The 22166-nt window shown below is 69.5% G+C and carries 28 protein-coding genes; 13 read left to right on the top strand and 15 right to left on the bottom strand.

Annotated features, from left to right (window positions below):
• Positions 1-23: 23 nt before the first annotated feature.
• On the top strand, positions 24-893 hold the full coding sequence (catA, locus tag AU195_RS13690) for a catechol 1,2-dioxygenase (protein WP_059159600.1): 870 nt from the start codon (positions 24-26) through the stop codon (positions 891-893).
• 6 nt (positions 894-899) lie between these two features.
• A complete protein-coding gene (gene catC, locus AU195_RS13685) occupies positions 900-1178 on the top strand; it encodes a muconolactone Delta-isomerase (protein ID WP_059159599.1) in 279 nt (92 codons plus the stop codon).
• 9 nt (positions 1179-1187) lie between these two features.
• On the opposite strand, the gene AU195_RS13680 is transcribed toward catC, so the two are convergent.
• Positions 1188-1700: an aminoacyl-tRNA deacylase gene (locus AU195_RS13680; RefSeq protein ID WP_059159598.1), complete on the bottom strand. Its 513-nt coding sequence runs from the start codon at positions 1698-1700 to the stop codon at positions 1188-1190.
• 180 nt (positions 1701-1880) lie between these two features.
• Here AU195_RS13680 and AU195_RS13675 point away from each other — a divergent pair, with 180 nt between their 5' ends.
• The gene (locus AU195_RS13675) at positions 1881-2510 is read left to right on the top strand and encodes a sigma-70 family RNA polymerase sigma factor (protein ID WP_172800574.1); all 630 of its coding nucleotides are present in this window, start codon (positions 1881-1883) and stop codon (positions 2508-2510) included.
• Positions 2507-2800 (top strand): mycothiol system anti-sigma-R factor, encoded by a 294-nt coding sequence (rsrA, locus tag AU195_RS13670; RefSeq protein ID WP_059159596.1) that lies wholly within the window; start codon positions 2507-2509, stop codon positions 2798-2800. The genes AU195_RS13675 and rsrA overlap by 4 nt, the downstream gene beginning before the upstream one ends.
• Before the next feature lie 87 nt (positions 2801-2887).
• Here rsrA and AU195_RS26470 read toward each other — a convergent pair whose 3' ends face one another.
• Positions 2888-2980 carry a 50S ribosomal protein bL37 gene (locus tag AU195_RS26470; RefSeq protein WP_003882799.1) on the bottom strand — a complete coding sequence of 31 codons (93 nt, stop codon included), beginning with the start codon at positions 2978-2980 and terminating at the stop codon, positions 2888-2890.
• A 157-nt stretch (positions 2981-3137) separates the two neighbouring features.
• Between AU195_RS26470 and AU195_RS13665 the strand changes: the two genes are divergently transcribed.
• On the top strand, positions 3138-3353 hold the full coding sequence (locus AU195_RS13665) for a biotin/lipoyl-binding carrier protein (RefSeq protein WP_059159728.1): 216 nt from the start codon (positions 3138-3140) through the stop codon (positions 3351-3353).
• A gap of 28 nt (positions 3354-3381) precedes the next feature.
• Positions 3382-4872 carry a sensor histidine kinase gene (locus AU195_RS13660; RefSeq protein WP_059159595.1) on the top strand — a complete coding sequence of 497 codons (1491 nt, stop codon included), beginning with the start codon at positions 3382-3384 and terminating at the stop codon, positions 4870-4872.
• A 218-nt stretch (positions 4873-5090) separates the two neighbouring features.
• Here AU195_RS13660 and whiB1 read toward each other — a convergent pair whose 3' ends face one another.
• Together whiB1 and AU195_RS13650 are read right to left on the bottom strand one after the other, a co-directional pair.
• Complete coding sequence (gene whiB1 / locus AU195_RS13655; protein ID WP_011558794.1) at positions 5091-5345, bottom strand: transcriptional regulator WhiB1; 255 nt, start codon at positions 5343-5345, stop codon at positions 5091-5093.
• Between the two features lie 247 nt (positions 5346-5592).
• On the bottom strand, positions 5593-6546 hold the full coding sequence (locus AU195_RS13650) for a diacylglycerol/lipid kinase family protein (RefSeq protein ID WP_059159594.1): 954 nt from the start codon (positions 6544-6546) through the stop codon (positions 5593-5595).
• 39 nt (positions 6547-6585) lie between these two features.
• On the opposite strand from AU195_RS13650, the gene AU195_RS13645 reads away from it, so the two are divergent.
• Complete coding sequence (locus AU195_RS13645) at positions 6586-7008, top strand: hypothetical protein (RefSeq protein WP_059159593.1); 423 nt, start codon at positions 6586-6588, stop codon at positions 7006-7008.
• Here AU195_RS13645 and AU195_RS13640 read toward each other — a convergent pair.
• Genes AU195_RS13640 through AU195_RS13630 form a run of 3 tightly spaced genes read right to left on the bottom strand, consistent with a single transcriptional unit; the run spans position 6963 to position 9156 of the window.
• Positions 6963-7442: a GNAT family N-acetyltransferase gene (locus AU195_RS13640; protein ID WP_059159592.1), complete on the bottom strand. Its 480-nt coding sequence runs from the start codon at positions 7440-7442 to the stop codon at positions 6963-6965. The genes AU195_RS13645 and AU195_RS13640 overlap by 46 nt on opposite strands.
• Positions 7439-8548 (bottom strand): isochorismate synthase, encoded by a 1110-nt coding sequence (locus AU195_RS13635; RefSeq protein WP_059159727.1) that lies wholly within the window; start codon positions 8546-8548, stop codon positions 7439-7441. Before AU195_RS13635 ends, AU195_RS13640 begins: the two co-directional genes overlap by 4 nt.
• Positions 8545-9156: an acid phosphatase gene (locus tag AU195_RS13630; RefSeq protein WP_059159591.1), complete on the bottom strand. Its 612-nt coding sequence runs from the start codon at positions 9154-9156 to the stop codon at positions 8545-8547. The genes AU195_RS13635 and AU195_RS13630 overlap by 4 nt, the downstream gene beginning before the upstream one ends.
• A gap of 51 nt (positions 9157-9207) precedes the next feature.
• Here AU195_RS13630 and AU195_RS13625 point away from each other — a divergent pair, with 51 nt between their 5' ends.
• Complete coding sequence (locus AU195_RS13625) at positions 9208-10011, top strand: ParA family protein (protein WP_172800569.1); 804 nt, start codon at positions 9208-9210, stop codon at positions 10009-10011.
• Between the two features lie 3 nt (positions 10012-10014).
• Here AU195_RS13625 and AU195_RS13620 read toward each other — a convergent pair whose 3' ends face one another.
• From AU195_RS13620 to AU195_RS13605, 4 genes are all read right to left on the bottom strand, one after another.
• Positions 10015-10653, bottom strand: coding sequence for an HD domain-containing protein (locus AU195_RS13620; protein ID WP_059159590.1), 639 nt, complete (start codon positions 10651-10653; stop codon positions 10015-10017).
• Entirely contained in the window at positions 10650-11591 is a 942-nt protein-coding gene (locus AU195_RS13615) for an NADP-dependent oxidoreductase (RefSeq protein WP_059159589.1), read from the bottom strand. The genes AU195_RS13620 and AU195_RS13615 overlap by 4 nt, the downstream gene beginning before the upstream one ends.
• A gap of 127 nt (positions 11592-11718) precedes the next feature.
• Positions 11719-12930, bottom strand: coding sequence for an Rv3212 family protein (locus AU195_RS13610; RefSeq protein WP_059159588.1), 1212 nt, complete (start codon positions 12928-12930; stop codon positions 11719-11721).
• 20 nt (positions 12931-12950) lie between these two features.
• Positions 12951-14471 (bottom strand): DEAD/DEAH box helicase, encoded by a 1521-nt coding sequence (locus AU195_RS13605; RefSeq protein WP_059159587.1) that lies wholly within the window; start codon positions 14469-14471, stop codon positions 12951-12953.
• Between the two features lie 268 nt (positions 14472-14739).
• Between AU195_RS13605 and AU195_RS13600 the strand changes: the two genes are divergently transcribed.
• Positions 14740-15444, top strand: a complete 705-nt coding sequence (locus AU195_RS13600) for a ferritin-like fold-containing protein (protein ID WP_059159586.1) — start codon at positions 14740-14742, stop codon at positions 15442-15444.
• 4 nt (positions 15445-15448) lie between these two features.
• Here the strand turns inward: AU195_RS13600 and AU195_RS13595 are convergent, their stop codons facing one another.
• Complete coding sequence (locus AU195_RS13595) at positions 15449-16357, bottom strand: hypothetical protein (protein WP_059159585.1); 909 nt, start codon at positions 16355-16357, stop codon at positions 15449-15451.
• 256 nt (positions 16358-16613) lie between these two features.
• Between AU195_RS13595 and AU195_RS13590 the strand changes: the two genes are divergently transcribed.
• Positions 16614-16868, top strand: a complete 255-nt coding sequence (locus AU195_RS13590; RefSeq protein WP_059097728.1) for a DUF3107 domain-containing protein — start codon at positions 16614-16616, stop codon at positions 16866-16868.
• Here the strand turns inward: AU195_RS13590 and fasR are convergent.
• Positions 16855-17529 (bottom strand): HTH-type transcriptional activator FasR, encoded by a 675-nt coding sequence (gene fasR / locus AU195_RS13585; protein WP_059097729.1) that lies wholly within the window; start codon positions 17527-17529, stop codon positions 16855-16857. The two genes, AU195_RS13590 and fasR, sit on opposite strands and share 14 nt — an antisense overlap.
• 198 nt (positions 17530-17727) lie before the next feature.
• Between fasR and AU195_RS13580 the strand changes: the two genes are divergently transcribed.
• From AU195_RS13580 to AU195_RS13570, 3 genes are all read left to right on the top strand, one after another.
• Positions 17728-18777 (top strand): DUF3152 domain-containing protein, encoded by a 1050-nt coding sequence (locus AU195_RS13580; RefSeq protein WP_059159584.1) that lies wholly within the window; start codon positions 17728-17730, stop codon positions 18775-18777.
• Between the two features lie 138 nt (positions 18778-18915).
• A complete protein-coding gene (moeZ, locus tag AU195_RS13575) occupies positions 18916-20082 on the top strand; it encodes an adenylyltransferase/sulfurtransferase MoeZ (RefSeq protein WP_172800572.1) in 1167 nt (388 codons plus the stop codon).
• 89 nt (positions 20083-20171) lie between these two features.
• Complete coding sequence (locus AU195_RS13570) at positions 20172-21026, top strand: TIGR02569 family protein (protein ID WP_059159582.1); 855 nt, start codon at positions 20172-20174, stop codon at positions 21024-21026.
• Here the strand turns inward: AU195_RS13570 and AU195_RS13565 are convergent.
• Both AU195_RS13565 and AU195_RS13560 read right to left on the bottom strand, forming a co-directional pair.
• A complete protein-coding gene (locus AU195_RS13565; protein ID WP_059159581.1) occupies positions 21023-21319 on the bottom strand; it encodes an MGMT family protein in 297 nt (98 codons plus the stop codon). The genes AU195_RS13570 and AU195_RS13565 overlap by 4 nt on opposite strands.
• Positions 21320-21321: 2 nt before the next feature.
• On the bottom strand, positions 21322-22161 hold the full coding sequence (locus tag AU195_RS13560) for an alpha/beta fold hydrolase (protein WP_059159725.1): 840 nt from the start codon (positions 22159-22161) through the stop codon (positions 21322-21324).
• Positions 22162-22166: the final 5 nt, after the last annotated feature.

Here is a 22166-nt window from a genome sequence, read left to right as displayed (position 1 = left end):
CACCACCACCCAGGAGTACGACCATGACCACGTTCGACACCCCCGCCCCGGTCCAGGCCAGCGCCGCCGCGTCGGGCGCCTCGGCAACCGACCGCTTCCGCACCGACAAGTCGCCCTACGACGCCGTCCGGGACACGCCGCGTGAGCGCGTCGACCTGCTGGCCCGCGAAGTGCTTTCGGCCGTGCACGAGACGGTCCGCAAGCACAAGGTCACCTACGACGAGTACAACGCGCTCAAGGCGTGGCTGATCGGCGTGGGCGAGGACGGCGAATGGCCGCTGTTCCTCGACGTCTGGGTCGAGCACGCGGTCGAGGACGTGGCCACCTCCCACCGCAGCGGCAACCGCGGAAGCATCGAGGGCCCCTACTACGTGCCGGGCTCACCCGACCTCGGCGCGGACGGCACCATGCCGATGCGGCCCGACGAGCAGGGCACCCCGCTGGTGTGGGACGGCACCATCACCTCCACCGACGGCACCCCGCTCGCCGGCAAGGTCGAGCTGTGGCACGCCGACGCGGACGGCTTCTATTCGCAGTTCGCGCCGGGCATGCCCCAGTGGAACCTGCGGGGCAGCTTCAGCACCGGACCCGACGGCGTCTTCCGCATCCGCACCATCCGTCCCGCGCCGTACCAGATCCCGACCGACGGTTCGTGCGGCAAGCTGATCGCCGCCGCCGGTTGGCACGCCTGGCGCCCGGCCCACCTGCACGTCAAGGTGTCCGCGCCCGGCCACGAGCTGCTGACCGCCCAGCTGTACTTCCCCGGCGATCCCCACAACGACGACGACATCGCCACCGCCGTCAAACCGGAACTCGTGCTGGCGCCGGTGCCGCAGGCCGACGGCAGTGAGGCCGTCACCTACGACTTCGTCCTCGACCCGGTGCGGGGCTGACCGCCGATGCTGTTCCACGTACGAATGGACGTGCGGATCCCGCACGATCTGGACTCCGAGGTGCGTACCGATCTGGTCAGCCGGGAGAAGGCCTACTCGCAGGAGTTGCAGCGTTCGGGCAAGTGGCCGCAGATCTGGCGCATCGTCGGCGAGTACTCGAACTTCTCGATCTTCGACGTCGAGTCGAACGACGAACTCCACGAACTGATCTCGGCGCTGCCGCTGTTCCCCTACATGGACATCCGCGTGACGCCGCTGGCGAAGCATCCCTCCGACGTCAAGTGACGGCGAGCGTCACACCGCGATGTCGGCGGTCACCGCGCCGGTGAGCCGAACGAGATCCGCCGGCGCCACGGCGATCTCGAGTCCCCGCTTACCGGCGCTGCACAGCACCCGGTCCCACTGCAGCGCCGACGCGTCGATCACCGTCGGCAGCCGCTTGCGCTGACCGAGCGGGGAGATGCCGCCGAGGACGTAGCCCGTCGACCGCTCCGCGGCAGCCCGTTCGGCCATCGCCGCCTTCGGTACACCGAGCGCCGCGGCCGCCGCCTTGAGCGACAACTTGGCCGGGACCGGCAGCACCGCCACGGCGAGGCCCTTGGGAACGGCGATCACGAGTGTCTTGAAGACCTGCCGCGCGTCGACGCCCGTGGCGGCGAGTTCCTCCACGGCCTCCTCGCCGAACGAACCGGCCCGTGGATCGTGCTTGTACTGCAGGACCTCATGCGGTGCCCCGTCGGAGACCAGAGCCGCGATCGCCGGCGTCGCTGCGCGCACGCCGGTCAGCTTAAGGGCGGTCGGGAACAACAGCGCTCGGTCCTGCTGTTGACACAGACGACTTCGGCGGCAACACGCAGCCGAGAACGTGTCGGTCACTACCACTAGGATCATGGGAGGACTTCGGTGCCAACGGCCTGCCTGGAACGTCCGGTGGATCTGCCGGGCCTGTTCGAGGGCGCCGCGACAGAAGGGACGGTGTCGACCACGATGACCGACATCGACGCATCGGCGGCCGAACGACACGAATCCGATGCCGAGCTGACCGCACGCTTCGAGCGCGACGCGATCCCGCTCCTCGACCAGCTCTACGGCGGTGCGCTGCGCATGACGCGCAATCCTGCCGACGCCGAGGACCTGCTGCAGGAGACGATGGTCAAGGCGTACTCGGGGTTCCGGTCGTTCCGTGAGGGCACCAACCTCAAGGCGTGGCTGTACCGGATCCTGACCAACACCTACATCAACAGCTACCGCAAGAAGCAGCGCCAGCCGTCGGAGTACCCCACCGAGGAGATCACGGACTGGCAGCTCGCCGCGAACGCCGAGCATTCGTCGACGGGTCTGCGATCTGCCGAGGTGGAGGCGCTCGAAGCGTTGCCCGACACGGAGATCAAGGCGGCGTTGCAGGCTCTGCCGGAGGAGTTCCGGATGGCGGTGTACTACGCCGACGTCGAAGGATTCCCGTACAAGGAGATCGCGGAGATCATGGATACGCCCATCGGGACCGTGATGTCCCGGTTGCATCGTGGCCGCAAGCAGCTGCGTGAGTTGCTCGCCGATGTCGCCCGAGACCGCGGGTTCATCCGCGGTGCGCAAGCGCCCGAGGAGGTGTCGTCGTGAGTGACGAAGAGCGGTGGACGCCGCCGGTCGGCCCGGTCGACCCGGAGCATCCCGAATGCGCCGCCGTCATCGCGGAGGTGTGGACGCTGCTCGACGGCGAGTGCACCGCGGAGACGCGCGACAAGCTCAAGCACCATCTCGAGGAATGCCCCGCCTGCCTGCGCCACTACGGCGTCGAGGAACGGGTGAAGCGGTTGATCGCCGTCAAATGCGGTGGTGAGAAGGCGCCGGACCGGCTACGCGAGCGGCTGCGCATCGAGATCAGCCGCACCACGATCTACCGCAGCTGACGCGAAGACGACGACACCGCGGCTGTCGACGGGATTCCTGTGATCCCCGTCGGCAGCCGCGGTGTCGTGTCGGCTAGACCCTGCTGGTCAGCGCACTGACTTCGACCCGGCGTTGGGTCGCTTGCCGTGGTTCGCCTTCGAGTGCTTGCGGTCGCGCTTCTTGCGGCCTCGCTTGGCCATGGGGGTCCTCCATACGGTCTCGGGAATGGTCTGGGAAATCTCCGACCCGCATCACGCGGGCGGTCGCCTGCCATTGTCTCACGGCCCGGTGGGTGCTCCGACGACGCGGGGTTGTGGTTCGATAGAGCGGCAACAGCAGACACTGAGTGGGGTGAAGATGGCCGAGGATGTTCGCGCGGAGATCGTGGCCAGTGTGCTCGAGGTCGTGGTCCACGAAGGCGATCAGATCGGCGAGGGTGACACCGTGGTGCTGCTCGAGTCCATGAAGATGGAGATTCCGGTGCTCGCCGAGGTGGCCGGCACGGTGACCAAGGTCAACGTGGCCGAGGGTGACGTCATCCAGGCCGGTGACCTCATCGCGGTGATCAGCTAGCGCGTTCAGCGCCCCCGGGTAGAGCGATATGTCGACCCTCGGTGATCTGCTCGCCGAGCACACCGTGCTGCCCGGCAACGCCGTCGACCATCTGCACGCCGTGGTCGGGGAGTGGCAGCTGCTGGCCGACCTGTCCTTCGCCGATTACCTGATGTGGGTGCGCCGCGACGACGGCGTGCTGGTCTGCGTCGCGCAGGTGCGGCCCAACACCGCAGCCACCGTGCTGCTGGCCGATGCGGTGGGCACCACCGCGATCCCCGAGACCATGCCGTTGGTCACGGCCACCTTCGAGTCGGGCATCATCGGCCGGGAGGGGCCGGCCGCGCAGAACGACGCGCCGGGCCTGAACGTCGAGGCGGTGCCGGTGCGGTACCGCGAGCATGTCGTCGCGGTGCTCACCCATCAGACCGCGCTGGCGGCCCGGCGGACCGCGAGCCCGCTGGAGGTCGCCTATCTGGACTGTGCGGGCGATCTGTTGCTGATGCTCTCCGAGGGCACCTTCCCCAACGTCGGTGATCTGGCCATGTCCCGCTCCAGCCCCCGGGTGGGGGACGGGTTCATCCGCCTCGACGGCGCCGGCAACGTGGTCTTCGCCAGCCCCAACGCGATCTCGGCGTATCACCGGATGGGGCTCAACGCCGACCTCGAGGGCCACAACCTGGTGACGGTGACGCGTCCGCTCATCTCCGATCCGTTCGAGGCCCAGGAACTGGCCAATCACGTGCGCGATTCGCTCGCCGGCGGCTCCAGCATGCGGATGGAGGTCGACGCCGGCGGCGCGGCGGTACTGCTGCGCACGATGCCGCTCGTGGTGCACGGGGCGGCGGTGGGCGCCGCCGTGCTGATCCGCGACGTCACCGAGGTGAAGCGGCGCGACCGCGCGCTGCTGTCGAAGGATGCGACGATCCGCGAGATCCACCACCGGGTGAAGAACAATCTGCAGACGGTGGCGGCGCTGCTGCGCCTGCAGGCCCGGCGCACCAACAACGCCGAGGGCCGCGAGGCGCTGATGGAATCCGTGCGGCGGGTGTCCTCGATCGCCCAGGTGCACGACGCGCTGTCGATGTCGGTGGACGAGGAGGTCAACCTCGACGAGGTGGTCGACCGCATTCTGCCGATCATGAACGACGTGGCCAGCGTCGGCCCGCCGATCCGGATCAAGCGCGAGGGCGATCTCGGCGTGCTCGACGCCGACCGGGCGACGGCGCTGATCATGGTGGTCACCGAATTGGTGCAGAACGCCATCGAGCACGCGTTCGACGCGAACACGGCGCAGGGCAGTATCACGATCCGGGCGGAGCGTTCGGCGCGCTGGCTCGACGTGGTGGTGCACGACGACGGGCGCGGCCTGCCGGCCGGGTTCAGCCTGGAGAAGTCCGATCGGCTGGGGTTGCAGATCGTGCGGACGCTGGTGTCGGCGGAGTTGGACGGCTCACTCGGGATGCACGACGTGCCGGGCGGGGGGACGGATGTGGTGTTGAGGGTCCCAATCGGCCGCCGCGGCCGAGCCGCGCAGTAGGGCACGGCGGCCGAGCCGCGCAGTAGGGCACGGCGGCCGAGCCGCGCAGTAGGGCACAGCGGCCGAGCCGCGCAGTAGGGCACAGCGGCCGAGCCGCGCAGTAGGGCACCTAGCCGGAATACGAATTCACGGAAATGGATCCGCGGCGTCGAATTGTGTTTCCGGACACAGTGAAGGCCCCGACTTTCGCCGGGGCCTTCACTGATCCTGCGGAGCGGTCAGACTCCGCTGCGGGCCTTGGTGCGGGCATTGCGACGCTTGAGGGCGCGACGCTCGTCCTCGCTCATGCCACCCCACACGCCGGCGTCCTGGCCGGACTCCAATGCCCAGCTCAGGCACTCGGTGGTGACGGGGCAACGGTTGCAGACGAGCTTCGCGTCGGCGATCTGCGCGAGCGCCGGCCCGCTGTTCCCCACCGGGAAGAACAGCTCGGGATCCTCGTCGCGACAGACGGCCTTGTGACGCCAATCCATTCTTTTTAACTCCTCACTATGTGCGCAGCAGGGCGCACGAGCTTTTCTTCGGCTGTTAACGCGTGCACACGAATTGTTTCTGCACTGTTGCATCCGATGTTTTCACAGGCTCGACGGATGTCAAGAGAAGCGCGTTAACACGTGGGCAATGTCACTAGGGAGCCGCGTTAGAGGTCCGCTTACCCCTTCGTACTACACTCAACACACTTACGCCCAAAAATTTTCCGGCGGAGTCGGCCGCCGCAGCTCAGAGCGGTTTTGCCGCCGGCGCGACCACGCCGAGCGCGTCGGGCACCGAGGTGAACGTCATCGTTTCGCGCGGGCCGACGTAATCTCCGTCGATCTGGCAGGCCACCGGTACGTCGGACGTGATCCGGATCCACTCCAGGTCGTCGTCGCGGATGAGGTGGCGGGCCACCGGGTCGGGTACCCGGGCGAACATCTGCCGGGCCAACCGCAGATTGGCCCAGGCGTTCATGCTGGTGGTGGCGAACACTCCCAGCCCCGTCTCGAACGTGGTGCCCGGGTTGGTCCAGATGGGCCTGGCGTTCGCGTAGGTCCAGGGGCTGGCGTTCGACACGAAGGCGAAGTGCACGCCGGGGACCGGTTCGTGGTCGGGCATGTGCAGCGTCAAGGTCGGCTCTTTGCGCACGCTGGCGAGCATCTCGCGCACCGCGACCCGGATGTAGCGCGACGCGGACACCGTGCGGCCCTTCGCCCGCTGCGCCTCCACGGCGGCCACGACGTCGCCGTCGACGCCCATGCCCGCGGTGAACACCGCCCAGCGCTCCCCGCAGTCCATCAGCCCGATCCGGCGCCACACCCCGGTGCGGCGGTGCTCGCCGAGGAGGTCGACGAGCTGGTTGGTGGCCTCGATGGGGTCGGGGCTGATGCCCAGCGCGCGGGCGAAGACGTTGGCCGATCCGCCGGGGACGACAGCGACGGCCGGTGCGTCGGCGTCACGCCCGCGTTCGCGCAGGACGCCGTTGACGACCTCGTTCACGGTGCCGTCGCCGCCGTGCACGATGAGCACGTCGACGCTGTCGGCGGCCGCCTCCTGGGCGATCTCGATGGCGTGGCCCCGGTGGTCGGTGTGGACGACCGTGAGCTCGGTGCGGCTCTCGAGGGCGTGGGCGAGCAGGTCGCGGCCTGCCGCGGTCGTCGACGTGGCGTTGGGGTTGACGATCAGCACGGCACGCACGAGGCATGAGCCTAACCGCGAACATCTAGGCTTGACGTCGTGCCCGTTCCCTCGCCCTCAACCGTGCGTCAGGCCGCCGTGCTGGTGGCCCTCGAGGGAGCCACCGGTGTGGTGGCCGCCCTGGTCTATCTCGTCAGCGGCTTCTCCCGCGCCGAGGAGGCCGGGCTGAACAAGTTCGGCACGGCGGCGTGGTTCGCGATCGTCGGTGGCGGGGTGGTGGCCGCCGGGTGGGCGCTGTGGACCGGGCGGCGGTGGGGCCGCGGCATCGCGGTCTTCGCCCAACTGCTGCTGCTGCCGGTGACGTGGTACGTGGCGGTGGGGTCGCACCAGTGGTTCTTCGGCATCCCGGTCGCCGTGGTCGCGATCACCGCGCTGCTGTTGTTGTTCAGCCCCTCGGCGTTGCAGTGGCTGGGCGCTCAGGACCCCGCCAGTGCCGACAACTCCGGACCCGACACCCGGTAGGTGATCCAGTCGGTCTGGGGTTTGCCTCCGACGGCGTCGTAGAGCGCGATCGCGTTCTCGTTCCAGTCGAGTACCGCCCAGGACAGTCTGCTGTAGCCGTTGGCCACGCATTCCCGGGCCAGGGTCGACAGCAGGGTGCGGGCCAGCCCGTGGCGGCGGTACTGCGGTCTGACGAACAGGTCCTCGAGGTAGATGCCGGCCACCCCGTCCCAGGTCGAGAAGTTGTAGAACCACAAGGCCCCGGCGGCAGCCTGACCGTCGACCTCGACGAGGTGACCGTACACGCGGGGCTCGGCGCCGAAAAGCGCGTCGTGCATCTGCTTTTCGGTCACGGTGCACTCCGCGGACGCGCGTTCGAACGCGGCCAGTTCGTGCACCATCGCGGTGAGCTCCACCTCGTCACCGGGCTCGACCCGGCGGATGGTCACTGTCATGGCGCAACCCCCAGTGCGGACAGGATGGTGGTGAATTTCGTTGTGGTCTCGGCGACTTCGTCGTCGGGATCGGATTCGGCGACGATGCCGCCCCCCGAGTGGGCGGCGGCGCTGAGACGGTCGGCGGCCAGTTGTGCGCACCGGATGGACACCACCCAACGGCCGTCGCCTGCGGCGTCGCACCACCCGACGGCGCCGGCATAGAAGCCGCGGTCACCTTCGAGTCGCTTGATCAGTGCGGCGGCCATGTCGGTGGGGACACCGCCCACCGCCGGGGTCGGGTGCAGCGCGACCGCGAGATCCAATGCGGTGGTTGATGTTCGGCGCAGGCGGCCGGTGATCTGCGTGCTGAGGTGCCAGACGGCGGCGGTGGCGCTGAGATGCGGTGTCGGCGCGATCTGCAGGTCCAGGCACAACGGGTCGAGGGCCTTGCGCACCTCGTCGATCACGATGGCGTGCTCGTGGCGGTTCTTGGCCGAGTCGGCGAGGGCGGCGCCGCTGGCCCGGTCGGCCGCGGGGTCGGCGAAGCGCGGCGCCGAACCGGCGAACGGTTGGCACGTCACGATGTCCCTGCGCCGGGCCACCAGGAGTTCGGGGCTGGCGCCGATCAGGGCCGCACCGCGGTAGGAGTTCCCGGCGGCGCTGAGATCGACCAGGTAGGCGTTGGCGCTCGCGTCGTCGGCGACCAGGCGCCGTAGCAGGGTCCTCGCGTCGAGCGGTCCGTCGGCGGCGAGGTGCAACGCCCGCGCGAGCACGACCTTGTGCAGTCCGGAGGCAGGGTCGTTCAGCGCGCTCACCGCCGACGCGACGCGCGCGCGGTGCTCGTGAGGTGCGGGCCGGAACTCGGCGATCCGCACGTGCGGAAGGTCCGCGGTGGGCCAGTCCGGCAGCGATTCGACGAACCGGACCTCCTGCGGCCGGAACAGTGCCGTCGGGGCGGTCAGGTCGAAGGGCAACGCGCCCAACACCATCGGTGTGTCACCGGCGGCCAGAGCGGCGCGCGCGTCACGCAGCGCGGGGTACGCCGTGTGGACGCCATCGGCCAGGACGACACCGTCGGCGCCGGTCAGGGCGAAGGCCGGCTCGGCGCCCGCGGGCCCGGTCACGTCGGCATGCACGGATGCGGGTAACCGGTCAGCGCCAGTGCGCTGATCTGGCGGACTCCGTGCTCCCATCCGCACACCGCGATCGACGCCGCGACCATCGCGAACCGGATGCCGTCGGTCAGCGGCAGTTCCGCCCAGCGGGTGATCACCGCCCGGGAGAAGTGGCCGTGCCCGACGAAGATGACGTCGCGGGTCTTGAGGTGTTCGCAGGCCATCTCCACCGCGCGGTCGGCGCGCTCGCGGACCGCCTCGACGCTCTCGCCGCCGGGGCAGCCGTGCGTCCAGACCAACCAGTCGGGGTCGAATTCGCGGATCTCGGGCGTCGTGCGGCCCTCGTAGTCGCCGTAATCCCACTCGGTGAGCAGATCGGAGACCTCGTCGACGGCGAGGCCCGCCAGTTTCGCGGTGTCGAGCGCCCGCCGTCGTGGGCTGCTGATCACCAGCGGGTCGTCCAGCGTGAGCCGGTCCAGCGCTTCGGCGGTCCGGGTGGCCTGGTCACGGCCGGTTTCGGTCAGTTCGAGGTCGGTGCGGCTGGTGTGGCGTCCCGAACGCGACCACTCCGTCTCGCCGTGCCGGATCAGCAGAAGTCGATGGTCGGTCAGGCCCACACCTGCCGATTCTGCCGCACGTCCGTGTGTCTCGGCCCTGCGCGTGTCAGGATGGCACCCGTGACGCGAGTACTTGCGGTCGCCAATCAAAAGGGTGGGGTCGCCAAAACAACGACGGTTGCGTCGCTCGGCGCAGCGATGGCGGAAAGCGGCAAGCGGGTGCTGCTGGTCGATCTGGACCCTCAGGGGTCGCTGACGTTCTCGATGGGCCACGACCCCGACAAATTGCCGGTCTCGGTGCACGAGGTGCTGCTCGGGGAGGTGGAACCGGATGCGGCGCTGGTGGACACGCCGGAGGGGATGACGTTGCTGCCGGCCAACATCGACCTGGCCGGCGCCGAGGCGATGCTGCTGATGCGCGCCGGCCGCGAACACGCGCTCAAACGCGCGCTGGCCAAGGTGACCGGCACGTTCGACGTGGTGCTGATCGACTGTCCGCCGTCGCTGGGCGTGCTCACGCTGAACGGGCTGACCGCCGCAGGCGAGGTCATCGTGCCGTTGCAGTGCGAGACGCTGGCGCATCGCGGGGTGGGCCAGTTCCTGCGGACGGTGTCCGACGTCCAGGCCATCACCAACCCGGACCTGAGGCTGCTTGGCGCGCTGCCGACGCTGTACGACTCCAGGACCACCCACAGCCGTGACGTGCTCTTCGACGTCGTCGACCGCTACGAACTGCCGGTGCTGGCGCCGCCGATCCCGCGAACCGTGCGGTTCGCCGAGGCCAGCGCGTCGGGGTCGTCGGTGCTGGCGGGCCGCAAGAACAAAGGCGCGCTCGCCTACCGGGAGTTGGCCGGGGCGCTGCTCAAACACTGGAAGAACGGCAAGGACCTGCCGACCTACACCCCGGAGTTCTAGCAGTCACTGCGGCAGCGGATTGTTCACCACGAGGTCGACGAGGTCGACGCGGGTGAAGTCCGGGTCGAAGTGGGCCAGCACATCGTCGTTCATGGTGCCGAAGGTCGTCTGCGGCCGGTCTTTCAGACCGGCGTGGAAGGCGTTCAGCATCCCGTCGGCGAAGTGGGTACGCGGGTGTGCGGCGCACACTTCTGCGATCTGGTCCGCGGTCAGCGTGTCGATTCCGGCGCCCACCACGTCGGTCGAGACTCCCGCGATGAGCAGCGCGATCTCGGGTTCCAGGCGGTCGGGGATCTCCGGGGTGGTGTGCAGGGCGATGGCGAGCCAGACGGTGCGGACAGTCGCCTGCGGGTAGCCGTGGTCTGCCAGGAAGTCACGCGCCGCGTCGGCCCCGTCGAGTTCGAATCGCTGGTCGACGCTGCGATACCGCGGGGTGAGACCGAGGTCGTGGAACATCGCCGCGACGTACAACAGCTCCGGATCGGGTTCGAGGCTGCGGCGGCGAGCATGGAGCATGCCCCACAGATACGAACGGCGCGAATGGCCGAAGAGCACGTCGTCCGCCGCGTCGCGCACCAGTTCGGTCACCTCTCGCGCCATGTCTGATTCCGGGATAGGGATGCCCGCAATGCTTTTCGTCATGCCCTCACCTCGTGAAAGGAGTCCCCGGCCACGCCGACGACGACTTTGCCCGCCGGGCGCCGGGCCGGGTCGAACGCCGCGGGCGCCTCGTCGAGCGCGCACGACGTCACCGGTGGCGGGCGCAGCCGGCCTTCGCGGACCCGCCGCTGTATGCGGTCGAGAACGTCGCGGTCGGGTTCCACCACGAAGAAGACGGTCCGTCCGCGATCGGGTACGACCCTGGGCGGTGCGGCGATGCTCACCAGCACGCCACCCGGCCGCACGACCGCGGCCGATCGGTCCTGGACCTCACCCCCGATGGTGTCGAGCACGACGTCGACCGCGCCGACGTCCTCGAGGGAGTCTCGTGTCAGGTCGGCGAAGGCGTCGGCACCGAGGCCGAGCACGCTGTCGCGGTGGTTCGGGCGTCCGGAGCCGATGACGCGTGCGCCTGCCTCGCGGGCGAGTTGCACCGCGAGCCACCCGACCGCACCGGCGGCTCCGTGGATCAACACGGTCTGCCCCGCAACCAGGTGTCCGTGGTGGAACAAGGCCTGCCACGCGGTCAGCCCGGAGACGGGGAGGGCGGCCGCCACCGAGTGGTCGACATCGGCTGCGAGCGGGGCCAGATTGCGTGCCTCCACCGCGACGTATTCGGCGAGCGTGCCGTTGCGGGTCCAGTCGGTGACCCCGAAGACGCGCTGGCCGACGGTCAGGCCGGTCGTGCCGTACCCCAGCTCCGCGACGACACCGGACACCTCGTGGCCGGGAATCGTCGGTGCACGGTCCCGGCCGGCGCGGTCGAACCATGTCCCGGGCCAGTCGAGTTCACCGGGAGTGAAGCTCGCGGCGTGCACCCGGACGATGACGTCGTTCTCGGCCGCATGCGGGTACGGCATGTCGGCCATCGACACACCGTGCACACCGGCGGCGCGGTCACGCGCGACGATCGCTCGCATCGGCGGTCAGCTGTGTAGAGGCGAAGCGGGCACGACAACGACGCTAACCCCGGTACGGACGCGTTGGCGGGCCATTCATGAACCGGATACGTGGGCCAGTCGGTCAGGTCGAGCCGGCCCCGCGGTATCAGCCCAGCCCGGCCAGTTCGCCGTCGCGCAGTTCCACGACGTGGTCGCCGACCACCGCGGGGATGACCGCACCGTCGACCGGGGGACGGGCCAGGGGGATGTGCCGTTCGCCGGTGCCCGACCCCGGGTCGAAGACGTCGTACCCGTCGGTGACCGGTACCAGCAACCGATCGGCCATCTCGGCCGCGGGCCCGAGCGGCAGACTCGGTCCCGACGGCGTCACCGTGAACTTGTAGCGAAGGCCGGACCCGTCGAACACCATCACCGAGTCCCCGGTCCACCACGTGATCAGGTCACCCGCGCGCGTCGCGACGGCGTCCGGGGACGCGGGCGTCGTCATCAAGGTGCTGGCGACCGTCGTCCCGGTCTCGTCGATGACGTTGACGGTCGGTTTCGGCGTCGGCAGGTACACCGCCGTCGTGGTGTCCGAGACGGCGATGACGCGGGCGTCGGAGTCGGCGGCCACATCGGGCAGTTCGACGTATTTGATGTCCGGTACGTCCTCCTCGTCGGACGGCCGCAGCAGGGTCAACCGCAGGTCGGGTTCGTTCGGGCACGCCTCGAGCACCGAGACCGCGGAGGAACTGGCGGCCGCGGACGTCAGGCGGCACAGGGGCGCGACGGGCACGTCGGGTTTGATCCGGGCGTCCAGGGCGCCGTAGCTGAGCATGCGGACCATGTCCGAACGCCACAGTTCGAGTCGGCTCTCGCCGACCGACAGCACCGTGGTGCCGTCGCTGCTCAACGTCACCTCCGGGTCGGCGAACCCGGTGCGCGCGTTGCCGCGCTTGCCGGTTCTGCCGTTGATCGTGCTGACCTGACCGCAGCCCCGCGGGTCCGGGTACACGGCCACCGCGTAGTGGTAGACCGACGTGACACCGCACAGGTCGACACCGCGGGCGTAGCTCCACACCGTGTTCCCGCTGGCGGGTTCGTGGCCCTGCACGGTCTGACCGTCACCGGTCACGACGCTGCCGCCGACGATGACCGGCAGCCGCGTCTTCGGGCTGGCGGCGCTCCACAGTTCCCGAAGGGCCTGCGGTACCTCGGTCGCGGGGTCGGGATCGGCCACCGCCTGCGCGGCGGGCCGACTGATGGTGGCTCTGGCGTCGCTGGTCCACCAGACCACGGCCGCGACCACCGCGATCACCGCGGCGATCGCGACGGCGGCGATCACGTCACCGCGGGTGCGGCGCTCCGGTTTGACCACTGATGCGGTTGGCCGTCGGGTCAGCTGGTCGTGGACGCGGCCTTGCGCGGACGCCGACGGCGACGGCGGCGCCCGGCCTGGCCGGGCTCACCGCCGGCCTCGGTGTCCGAGTCTCCGTCACCGGGCGTGGCCTCGGTGGCCGGCTGCTCGGCCGAACCCTCGACGTGGCCGGTGACCGGCTTGCCCGCGCGGGTGCGACGACGGTTGCGGGACCGGCTGCGCGTGGGCTTGTCGTCCCCGTCGCGGTCACCGTCACGCTCGCCGCGGGCGGCGCGTTCGGGACGCTTCGCGGCCCTGGCCTTCGGCTCACCCACCGATCCGCCGGCGTCGGTGGGGATGCTGAGCTCCTCGTAGAGGTGGGGCGAGCTGGAATAGGTCTCGGCCGGGTCGGGGGTGTTCAGGCCCAGCGCCTTGTCGATCATCGACCAGCGGGGGAGTTCGTCCCAGTCGACCAGCGTCACCGCGACACCGGTCTTGCCCGCGCGGCCGGTCCGGCCGATGCGGTGCACGTAGGCCTGCTCGTCCTCGGGGATCTGGAAGTTGATGACGTGGGTGATGTCGTCGATGTCGATGCCCCGCGCCGCGACGTCGGTGGCGACCAGCACGTCGACCTCGCCGGTGCGGAAGCTCTTGAGCGCCTTCTCGCGCGCGCCCTGCCCCAGGTCACCGTGGACGGCGCCGACCTTGAAGCCGCGCTCGGCGAGTTCGTCGGCCACCTTCTGCGCGGTGCGCTTGGTGCGGGTGAAGATCATGGTCGCGCCGCGGCCGTCGGCCTGCAGGATGCGGCTGACCATCTCGACCTTGTCCAGCGCGTGGGCGCGGTAGGCGAACTGAGCGGTGGTGTCGTGCGTGGCGGCCGAATGCGGCGCCTCAGCCCGGATGTGGGTGGGCTGGTTCATGAAGGTGCGCGCCAGCGTGATGATCGGATCCGGCATCGTGGCGGAGAACAGCATCGCCTGCCGGGTGTCGGGGGTCTGGCGCAGGATGCGCTCGATGTCGGGCAGGAAGCCCAGGTCGAGCATCTCGTCGGCCTCGTCGAGCACCAGCACGTTCAGGCCGCCGAGCTGCAGGTGACCCTGCTGGGCGAGGTCGAGCAGGCGGCCGGGGGTGCCGACCACGACGTCGGCGCCCTTGCGCAGCGACTCGATCTGAGGCTCGTAGGGGCGGCCGCCGTAGATCGACACGACCGAGAGCTTGCGGTCGCCTGCGGTCAGGTATTTGGCCGCCAGCGACAGGTCGCTGTGGACCTGCAGGCACAGCTCGCGGGTCGGAACCACGATCAGGGCACGCGGGATGCCGGTGAGGGTCTTCTCGGTGTCGGTGGTGACCCGCTGCAGCAGCGGGACGCCGAAGGCATAGGTCTTGCCCATGCCGGTGCGGGCCTGACCGATCAGGTCGTCGCCGGCCAACGCCATGGGCAGCGTCAGTTCCTGGATGGCGAACGGCTGGTGGATGCCTTCCTCGGCCAGTGCGCGACAGATCTCGTCGCGTACGCCGAGGCTGGCGAATGTCATGTCAACAGGAGTTGTCAAAGGAGTCATGCGAGGTGAACGTGGCCTTTCATAGTCGACTCAAAGTCGGACCTCGTGGTTTTCCACGCGCACACGAGTCTGACGATGAAGCGGCCTCGTCGCCCGTCACGGGGCGGTGCCGATCCGTTGGGCCCTGCACTTTCGGAGGCGGGCCAACGCGTGCACGCACATTTCTTTAGGGAGCGGCCCGTCTCGAATGAGCCGCCGCCTGGAGCCATCATACCCTGGATGCCTTTGCCGACGTGGATCGGCGCTCGTCGGCCATTACAGTTGGGCCATGAATTCGACGCCGCCTGCAGCTTCGGGAGAACAGATCGTCACCCCGCAAACGGCAGGTGTGTCGGCCGATCATCCCGGCGTCGACAAGCTGTTCGCGCTGCTCGCCTACGGTGAGGTGGCCGCGTTCTACCGGCTGACCGACGAGGCGCGGATGGCGCCCAACCTGCGCGGACGGATCAACATGGCCTGCATGGCGGCCGCGGAGATGAACCACTACGAGTTGCTGCGGGAGGCGATGGAGCGCCGCGGCGTCGACGTGGTGCCCGCCATGACGAACTACGCGTCGGCGCTGGAGAACTACCACCGGTTGACCACGCCCAGCACGTGGCTCGAAGCGCTGGTCAAAACCTATGTCGGCGATGCGCTCGCCGCGGATTTCTACACCGAGATCGCCGCCGCCCTGCCCGACGAGGTGGCCGCGGTGGTGCGCGGTGTGCTGGCCGAGACGGGGCACTCGCAGTTCGTGGTCGCCGAGGTGCGTGCCGCGGTGACCGCCAGTGACCGGCAGCGGCACCGCTTGGCACTGTGGTCGCGGCGGCTGCTGGGCGAGGCGATCACCCAGGCGCAGTACGTCCTGGCCGATCACGATGAACTCGTCGACCTGGTGATGGCCGGCGGTGAGGGGCTGACGCAGGTGGCCGGGTTCTTCGACCGGTTACAGCAGACCCATCGCGCCCGGATGCAGGAACTCGGCCTGGCCTGAGGCGCTACTGCGTGCAGGTGGCGATCATCGAGTTGTTGTTCTGTGCCACCAGCGCCGTGCCCGCGGCATCGGTGATCGCGCAGTTGAGCTGACCTCCGACGCTGGTGGCGGTGACCGACTTGAGTTCCACGCCTGGGTCGAGCACCACGGTCTTCGACCACGGCAGCGACACGTTGACCTCGGTCTGCAGTGCGCCCTGCCGGTCGGTGTAGATGACCGTCACGAAGTCGATGAGCTGGCGGTTGCCCGTGACGGTGTAGGTGATCGCGCGAGGGGTCGCCGCGGGCGGCGGTGGGGGAGCGACGGCACTCGGCGCGGGGTCCGGGGTGGCGCTCGCCGAGGGCGACGGAGGCGCGGTCGGTGTCACGGTGGTGATGGTCTCGGGGGCCAGCGAGGCGACCGGGGGCGGTAGGGCCGCCGAGGTGTCCTGCGGCGCGGCGGTGGCCGGTGGCCGGCCCTGCACCGAGGAGTCGACCGTCGCCGAGACGGACCCACTGTCGCCCCCACCGAGGATCACCATCGTGCAGATCACCGCGACGAGCAGGATTGCGCCCGCGACGCCGGCGATCCACTTCCAGCGGGTGTCGAGGGCCGTCGCGTACGCGTCGTAGTCCTCGTAATCTTCGTAGTCCTCGTAGTCGGCGTCCTCGAGGTCCGTTCCGGTGTATCGCGCGGAATCCCAGCTCTGGTCGTAGCCGGTGTGACCACCGGGGTCGCGGTGTTCCGGCCGGGCGCGGTAGGTGTGCGCTCCGACGGCGGTGTCGGCGTACTGGCGGTATCCCGGGTGGTCGGTGCCGGTGTACGGCTCGTAGCTCGGGCGGCCGCCCGGGTCCGGATGGTCGGCGCGATGGCGGTCCAAGCGTTCGGTCCGCGCGGATGTGTACGGCGAATGCGGCGAATAATGCCTGGTCATGATGGCTTTCCGGTAGCTTGCAGCGGCTCTGTGTCCGATGCTAGCGGGGCGGAAGTGACAGATGAGGTCTCGCGGCATCCGATTCGGTCACGGTCCTGCGTCGGTTCGGTCGCCGGCCCGTCTCTCGCGCGAAACAGCCTGGCCGCCCGCCTTCGCGCAGCGCGTAATCACCGGGGCGGCGACGGTGACGCGGCGTCCACTAGCCTTTCCGGTGAGCGACAGGAGTGAGCGACTCCTACGACGAAAGGGTGCAAGCGTGGAGGTCAAGATCGGTGTTTCGGACAGCCCACGCGAACTCGTCCTCAACAGCGCGCAGACGCCCGGTGAGGTCGAGAAGCTGGTGACCGACGCCCTCGCCGAGGGTGCGGGCGGCGTGCTGGCGCTGTCGGACGAGAAGGGTCGGCGTTACCTGGTGCAGACCAGCCGGATCGCCTACGTGGAGATCGGCGCCGCCGACGTGCGGCGGGTGGGCTTCGGTGTGGTCGGCGCGGAGGCCATCAAGAACGGGTGAGCGGTACGTGTGACAGCCCGCCCCAGGCGAAGTGCACCGTGCCGTCGACGGCGTCGTCCTTCGAGATCGGCCGCTCGGCGTCCAGCCAGTAACGGGCACAGTCCACGCTGATGGCCACGAGGCCCACCGCGATCATCCTGGCCCGGTGGGCCTCCAGGCCGGAGTCCCTGCTGATCAGGTCGAACACCGCATCGGTGCAGGCCTCGGTCGCCACTTTCACCTGTGCGGCGACCTGCGGTTCGGTGGTGTAGTCGTTCTCGAAGATCAGCCGGTAGCCCTGGCTGTCGTGTTCGATGAAGTCGAAGAAGGCCTGCACGGCGGCGCGCAGCCGCTGCCGGTTGTCGGTGGTGGTGCGCAGCGCCTGACGCACGCCGGAGACCATGTTGTCGACGTGGCGTTGCAGCACAGCGAGATACAGCTCGAGCTTCGACGAGAAGTGTTGGTAGAGAACCGGTTTGCTGACTCCGGCGCGATCTGCGATCTCGTCCATACCGGCGGCGTGGTAACCCCGGTCGACGAAAACCTCACTGGCGGCGATCAGTAACTGCCCGCGGCGCTCGTCGCGAGGGAGTCGATTGCCGCGCCGGTTGTTCTTCGGCAGCCCGGTGCCGTTGGCCGGCTTGTCGCCACTCCTCTCAGCGGTGTTGGTGAGATCGCTCATCAAGTCCTCAATCCGGATTCGGCTGGCGCGCTTGGCGGTGGTGGCCCGAGGCGCTCATCGCCCCGACATTACTACCGATCGCGTGGCCCACGCGTCCCGACACCTGCCGGGGCGGCGGTGGCGCGCCGGAAACTCAAGTCCACCGGTCTGTGCCATCCTGTTTTCGTGACCTACGACTCCCGCTCGCGTGGAGGACGCATGGGTCCAGAGCGTCGCGGCGACGGTCGGGTCCCGGCCGTGCGCACCGAGTGGCAGGAGCCGCAGCGCGGCAGGCGGGATCCGCTGCGCGCCCAGCGCGACCCGCTGGCCGCCGAGAGCGGGCGCGTCCGGTCCAACCGGGACGACCGGCGGCAGTGGCGCAAACAGACCTGGCTCGGCCGTTTCGTGTCGACCTACGGCTGGCGCGCGTACGCGCTGCCGGTGCTCGCCGTGCTCACCGTCGTCGTCATCTACCAGACCGTGACCGGGACGAGCGCGCCCCAACAGGTGGCCGACGAGGAGGGGCCGGTGCAGGGTCCGCCCACCATCGGCGTGGCCAGCACGGCGATCGTCGGCGCACCGCCCAAGGGGCTCACCCAGTTCGACGCGAACCTGCCGACCGGCATCCTGCCCGCGGGCGGTCCCTTCACCGAGGCGGGCGCCAGGACCTGGCACGTGGTGCCCGGCACCACACCGCAGGTCGGCCAGGGGACGACCAAGAACTTCACCTACACCGTGGAGGTCGAGGACGGCCTCGACACCACGGGTTTCGGCGGTGACGAGGGCTTCGCCCGCATGGTCGACGAGACGCTGGCCAACCCGAAGAGCTGGACCCACAACCCGCAGTTCGCGTTCACCCGCATCGACGCCGGCGCCGGCGTCCCCGACTTCCGGGTGTCGCTGACCTCACCGCTGACCATCCGCGAGGGCTGCGGCTACGACATCCAGCTCGAGGCGTCCTGCTACAACCCGGCCTACCTCGGTGACCAACCGCGGGTGTTCATCAACGAGGCGCGCTGGGTGCGCGGGGCCGTGCCGTTCCAGGGCGACATCGGGTCCTACCGGCAGTACCTCATCAACCACGAAGTGGGCCACGCGATCGGCTATCAGCGTCACGAATCCTGCATCGAGAACGGTGCGCTCGCACCGATCATGATGCAGCAGACGTTCTCCACCTCGAACGACGACGCCTCCCGGTTCGACCCCGAGACCGTGCGGGCCGACGGGCTGACGTGCCGCTTCAACCCCTGGCCGTATCCGATCGCCTGACGGGAAGCCTGCGGGGCTCTGCGCTGTTGTGTCAGGTGCCTATTGTGAAGGTGACTCGACTGCCGACCGCGGTCGACGCACCGCAGACTTGAGGAGATACCGGTGTCCGGGAATGTGGGAACGCTCCCTCAACAATCATTGCCTCCGCTGGTGGAGCCGGTTGGCGAACTGACCCGCGAAGAGGTCGCTCGCTACAGCCGCCACCTGATCATCCCCGACCTCGGGCTCGACGGTCAGAAGCGCCTCAAGAACGCCAAGGTGCTGGTCATCGGCGCCGGCGGGCTGGGTTCGCCGACCCTGCTGTACCTGGCCGCGGCCGGTGTGGGCACCATCGGCATCGTCGAATTCGACGTCGTCGACGAATCCAATCTGCAGCGGCAGATCATCCACGGACAATCCGACATCGGCCGGTCCAAGGCGCAGAGCGCGCGCGACTCGATCCTCGAGATCAACCCGCTGGTGACCGTCCGCCTGCACGAGGACCGCCTCGAGCCGGAGAACGCGGTCGAACTGTTCGAGCAGTACGACCTCATCCTCGACGGCACCGACAACTTCGCGACCCGCTATCTGGTCAACGATGCCGCGGTGCTGGCGCACAAGCCGTACGTGTGGGGGTCCATCTACCGCTTCGAAGGCCAGGTCTCGGTGTTCTGGGAGGACGCGCCGAACGGCCTGGGCCTGAACTACCGCGACCTGTACCCCGAACCGCCGCCTCCGGGCATGGTCCCGTCCTGCGCCGAGGGCGGTGTGCTGGGCATCCTGTGCGCGTCGATCGCGTCGGTGATGGGCACCGAGGCGATCAAGCTGATCACCGGCATCGGCGAGCCGCTGCTCGGCCGGCTGATGGTCTACGACGCACTCGACATGACCTATCGCACGATCAAGATCCGCAAGGATCCGGAGACGCCGAAGATCACCGAGCTCATCGACTACGAGGCGTTCTGCGGTGTGGTCTCCGACGCGGCCGCCGCAGCCGCCGCCGATTCCACCGTCACCCCCCGTGAGCTGCGCGACCTGATCGACGCGGGTAAGCCGGTGGCCCTGATCGACGTACGCGAGCAGGTCGAATGGGACATCAACCGGATCGAGGGCGCCGAGCTCATCCCGAAGTCGGCGATCGAGGCCGGCGACGGGCTGGCCAAGCTGCCGCAGGACCGGATCCCGGTGCTGTACTGCAAGACCGGCGTTCGCTCGGCCGAGGCGCTCGCGGCGGTGAAGAAGGCCGGGTTCTCCGACGCCCTGCACCTGCAGGGCGGCATCGTGGCATGGGCGCGGCAACTCGAGCCCGACATGGTCATGTACTGACCGACTCTTAGGTCTCAGCACGGCAACGGCTCGGCGACACAGCAGGTCAGCGCGTCAATTGTCGGCACCCTCACCGGTAACCTGACCTGGTGACCACCGAGCGACCGCCCGACCATGTCCTCGCGGCGTTCGGGCTGGTCGGCGTGCGTCCCGTACCGCTCGGATCGAGCTGGGAGGGCGGCTGGCGCTGCGGCGAGGTGGTGCTGTCGATGGTTGCCGACCACGCCCGCGCGGCCTGGTCGGCGAAGGTCCGGGAGACGCTGTTCGTCGACGGGGTGCGCCTGGCGCGGCCCGTGCGGTCCACCGACGGGCGCTATGTGGTGGCCGGTTGGCGGGCCGACACGTTCGTCGCCGGCACCCCCGAACCCCGGCACGACGAGGTGGTGTCCGCGGCGGTACGCCTGCACGAGGCCACGGCCAAGCTCGAACGGCCACGTTTCCTCACCCAGCCGCCCGTCGCTCCCTGGGCCGACGTCGACGTGTTCATCGCCGCCGACCGCGCCGCCTGGGAGGAGCGTCCGCTGCACTCCCTGCCGCCGGGCGCGCGCGTGGCGCCCGGCTCTTCCGACGGCCAACGGTCGGTCGAGCTGATCAACCAGCTCGCGACCCTGCGCCGGGCCACCAAGAGCCCGAGTCAGCTGGTGCACGGCGACCTCTACGGCACGGTGCTGTTCGCGGGCGCGGCCGCCCCGGGGATCACCGACATCACGCCGTACTGGCGGCCGGCGTCCTGGGCGGCCGGGGTGGTCGTCGTCGACGCCCTGTCCTGGGGTGAGGCCGACGACGGGCTGATCGAACGGTGGGCATCGCTGCCCGAATGGCCGCAGATGTTGTTGCGCGCCTTGATGTTCCGGCTCGCCGTCCATGCGCTGCATCCACGGTCGACGGCGGCGGCGTTCCCCGGGTTGGCGCGCACCGCCGCGCTGGTGCGGTTGGTGCTCTAGAAGACGTACCGCACCTCGCGTAACCGCACCCGCCCGTCGGTGGCCAGAACCCCCTCGGCGCGCAGCAGTTCGAGTTGGCGGGTGGCCAGATGAGGTGCGGGGCGGCCGGATGCGCCGATCACGCGGTGCCACGGCAGATCCGACGAGTCGGTGCGCATGATCCAGCCGACGATCCGGGGACTCGACAACCCCGCCGCGTCGGCGATGTCACCGTAGGTGGCGACCCGGCCCGGCGGGATCTGCGCCACCAGGGCGCGCACGGCCTCCACCTGCTCGTCGGTGATGGCCGCCACGGTCAACGCCGCTCGAGGTGTCCGCGGATGACCGCCGCGGTCTCGGCGGGCTTCGCCTGACCCACCATGTGGTCGCAATCCCACTGCAGCACAGTCAGATCCGACCCGAGGGCGGCATCCAGCGCCGCGATCAGCTCATCGGTCGCGTACGGCGGGTCGGTGCGCGCGGCCCGGACCAGCGTGGTGGGCGTGCCGTCGCGGGGGACGGTGACGGGTCGGGCCAGTTCACTCCAGTACGACATCATCGCCGGGATGCTGATCCGCCACCCACTGCGGCCGTTGGGCAGGGCGATGAGGTGTTCGTCGAGTTCACGGTCCAGCTCGGCGGGATCCACCTCGCCCCACGACCCCGACACCTTTTCCTCGCGCGCCTCGGCCCGATCGGTGTAATCGGGTGAGGCGAACATGTCGTCGGCGATCTCCCGCATCCACTGCCCGTCCAGGCCGACCGCCGGGTCGAGCAGCACCAGCCCCGACACCAGATCCGGCCGCGCCGCCGCCAGCGCGAGGGCGACCGCGCCACCGAAGGAGTGCCCCACCACGACGGCAGGACCGCCCCCGTCGGCGTCGAGCAGGGCGGCGAGCGCGTCGGTGTTGGCGTCCAGGGTCCACGGCGCCGCCCACGAGGACCGGCCGTGACCGATCAAGTCCGGTGCGGCGACGGAGAACTCGGGCAGATGCCGGGTCGCCAGGGTCTGCCAGCGCTGACCGTGCCCGGTCAGTCCGTGCACAGCCAGCAGCTGGGCGGGTTCCGGCGGACCGTAGCGGTGCACGTGCAGGCTCACGTCGACGATGGTGCCAGCCGGCACCGACGGTGGCTTGTCGGACCCCCGTGGTGTCATGCCCT

It is taken from the genome of Mycobacterium sp. IS-1496 (genome assembly GCF_001499995.1).
GTDB lineage: Bacteria > Actinomycetota > Actinomycetes > Mycobacteriales > Mycobacteriaceae > Mycobacterium.
This window is presented reverse-complemented; position numbering and strand designations above follow the sequence as displayed.

Excerpts from the sequence above, each read along its gene's own strand:
- catA (WP_059159600.1), top strand. The coding sequence starts at position 24 with ATGACCACGTTCGACACCCCCGCCCCGGTCCAGGCCAGCGCCGCCGCG.
- catC (WP_059159599.1), top strand. The coding sequence starts at position 900 with ATGCTGTTCCACGTACGAATGGACGTGCGGATCCCGCACGATCTGGAC.
- AU195_RS13675 (WP_172800574.1), top strand. The coding sequence starts at position 1,881 with ATGACCGACATCGACGCATCGGCGGCCGAACGACACGAATCCGATGCC.
- AU195_RS26470 (WP_003882799.1), bottom strand. The coding sequence starts at position 2,980 with ATGGCCAAGCGAGGCCGCAAGAAGCGCGACCGCAAGCACTCGAAGGCG.
- AU195_RS13665 (WP_059159728.1), top strand. The coding sequence starts at position 3,138 with ATGGCCGAGGATGTTCGCGCGGAGATCGTGGCCAGTGTGCTCGAGGTC.
- AU195_RS13660 (WP_059159595.1), top strand. The coding sequence starts at position 3,382 with ATGTCGACCCTCGGTGATCTGCTCGCCGAGCACACCGTGCTGCCCGGC.
- whiB1 (WP_011558794.1), bottom strand. The coding sequence starts at position 5,345 with ATGGATTGGCGTCACAAGGCCGTCTGTCGCGACGAGGATCCCGAGCTG.
- AU195_RS13640 (WP_059159592.1), bottom strand. The coding sequence starts at position 7,442 with ATGACAGTGACCATCCGCCGGGTCGAGCCCGGTGACGAGGTGGAGCTC.
- AU195_RS13625 (WP_172800569.1), top strand. The coding sequence starts at position 9,208 with ATGGCACCCGTGACGCGAGTACTTGCGGTCGCCAATCAAAAGGGTGGG.
- AU195_RS13620 (WP_059159590.1), bottom strand. The coding sequence starts at position 10,653 with ATGACGAAAAGCATTGCGGGCATCCCTATCCCGGAATCAGACATGGCG.
- AU195_RS13615 (WP_059159589.1), bottom strand. The coding sequence starts at position 11,591 with ATGCGAGCGATCGTCGCGCGTGACCGCGCCGCCGGTGTGCACGGTGTG.
- AU195_RS13605 (WP_059159587.1), bottom strand. The coding sequence starts at position 14,471 with ATGACTCCTTTGACAACTCCTGTTGACATGACATTCGCCAGCCTCGGC.
- AU195_RS13600 (WP_059159586.1), top strand. The coding sequence starts at position 14,740 with ATGAATTCGACGCCGCCTGCAGCTTCGGGAGAACAGATCGTCACCCCG.
- AU195_RS13595 (WP_059159585.1), bottom strand. The coding sequence starts at position 16,357 with ATGACCAGGCATTATTCGCCGCATTCGCCGTACACATCCGCGCGGACC.
- fasR (WP_059097729.1), bottom strand. The coding sequence starts at position 17,529 with ATGAGCGATCTCACCAACACCGCTGAGAGGAGTGGCGACAAGCCGGCC.
- AU195_RS13580 (WP_059159584.1), top strand. The coding sequence starts at position 17,728 with ATGGGTCCAGAGCGTCGCGGCGACGGTCGGGTCCCGGCCGTGCGCACC.
- AU195_RS13560 (WP_059159725.1), bottom strand. The coding sequence starts at position 22,161 with ATGACACCACGGGGGTCCGACAAGCCACCGTCGGTGCCGGCTGGCACC.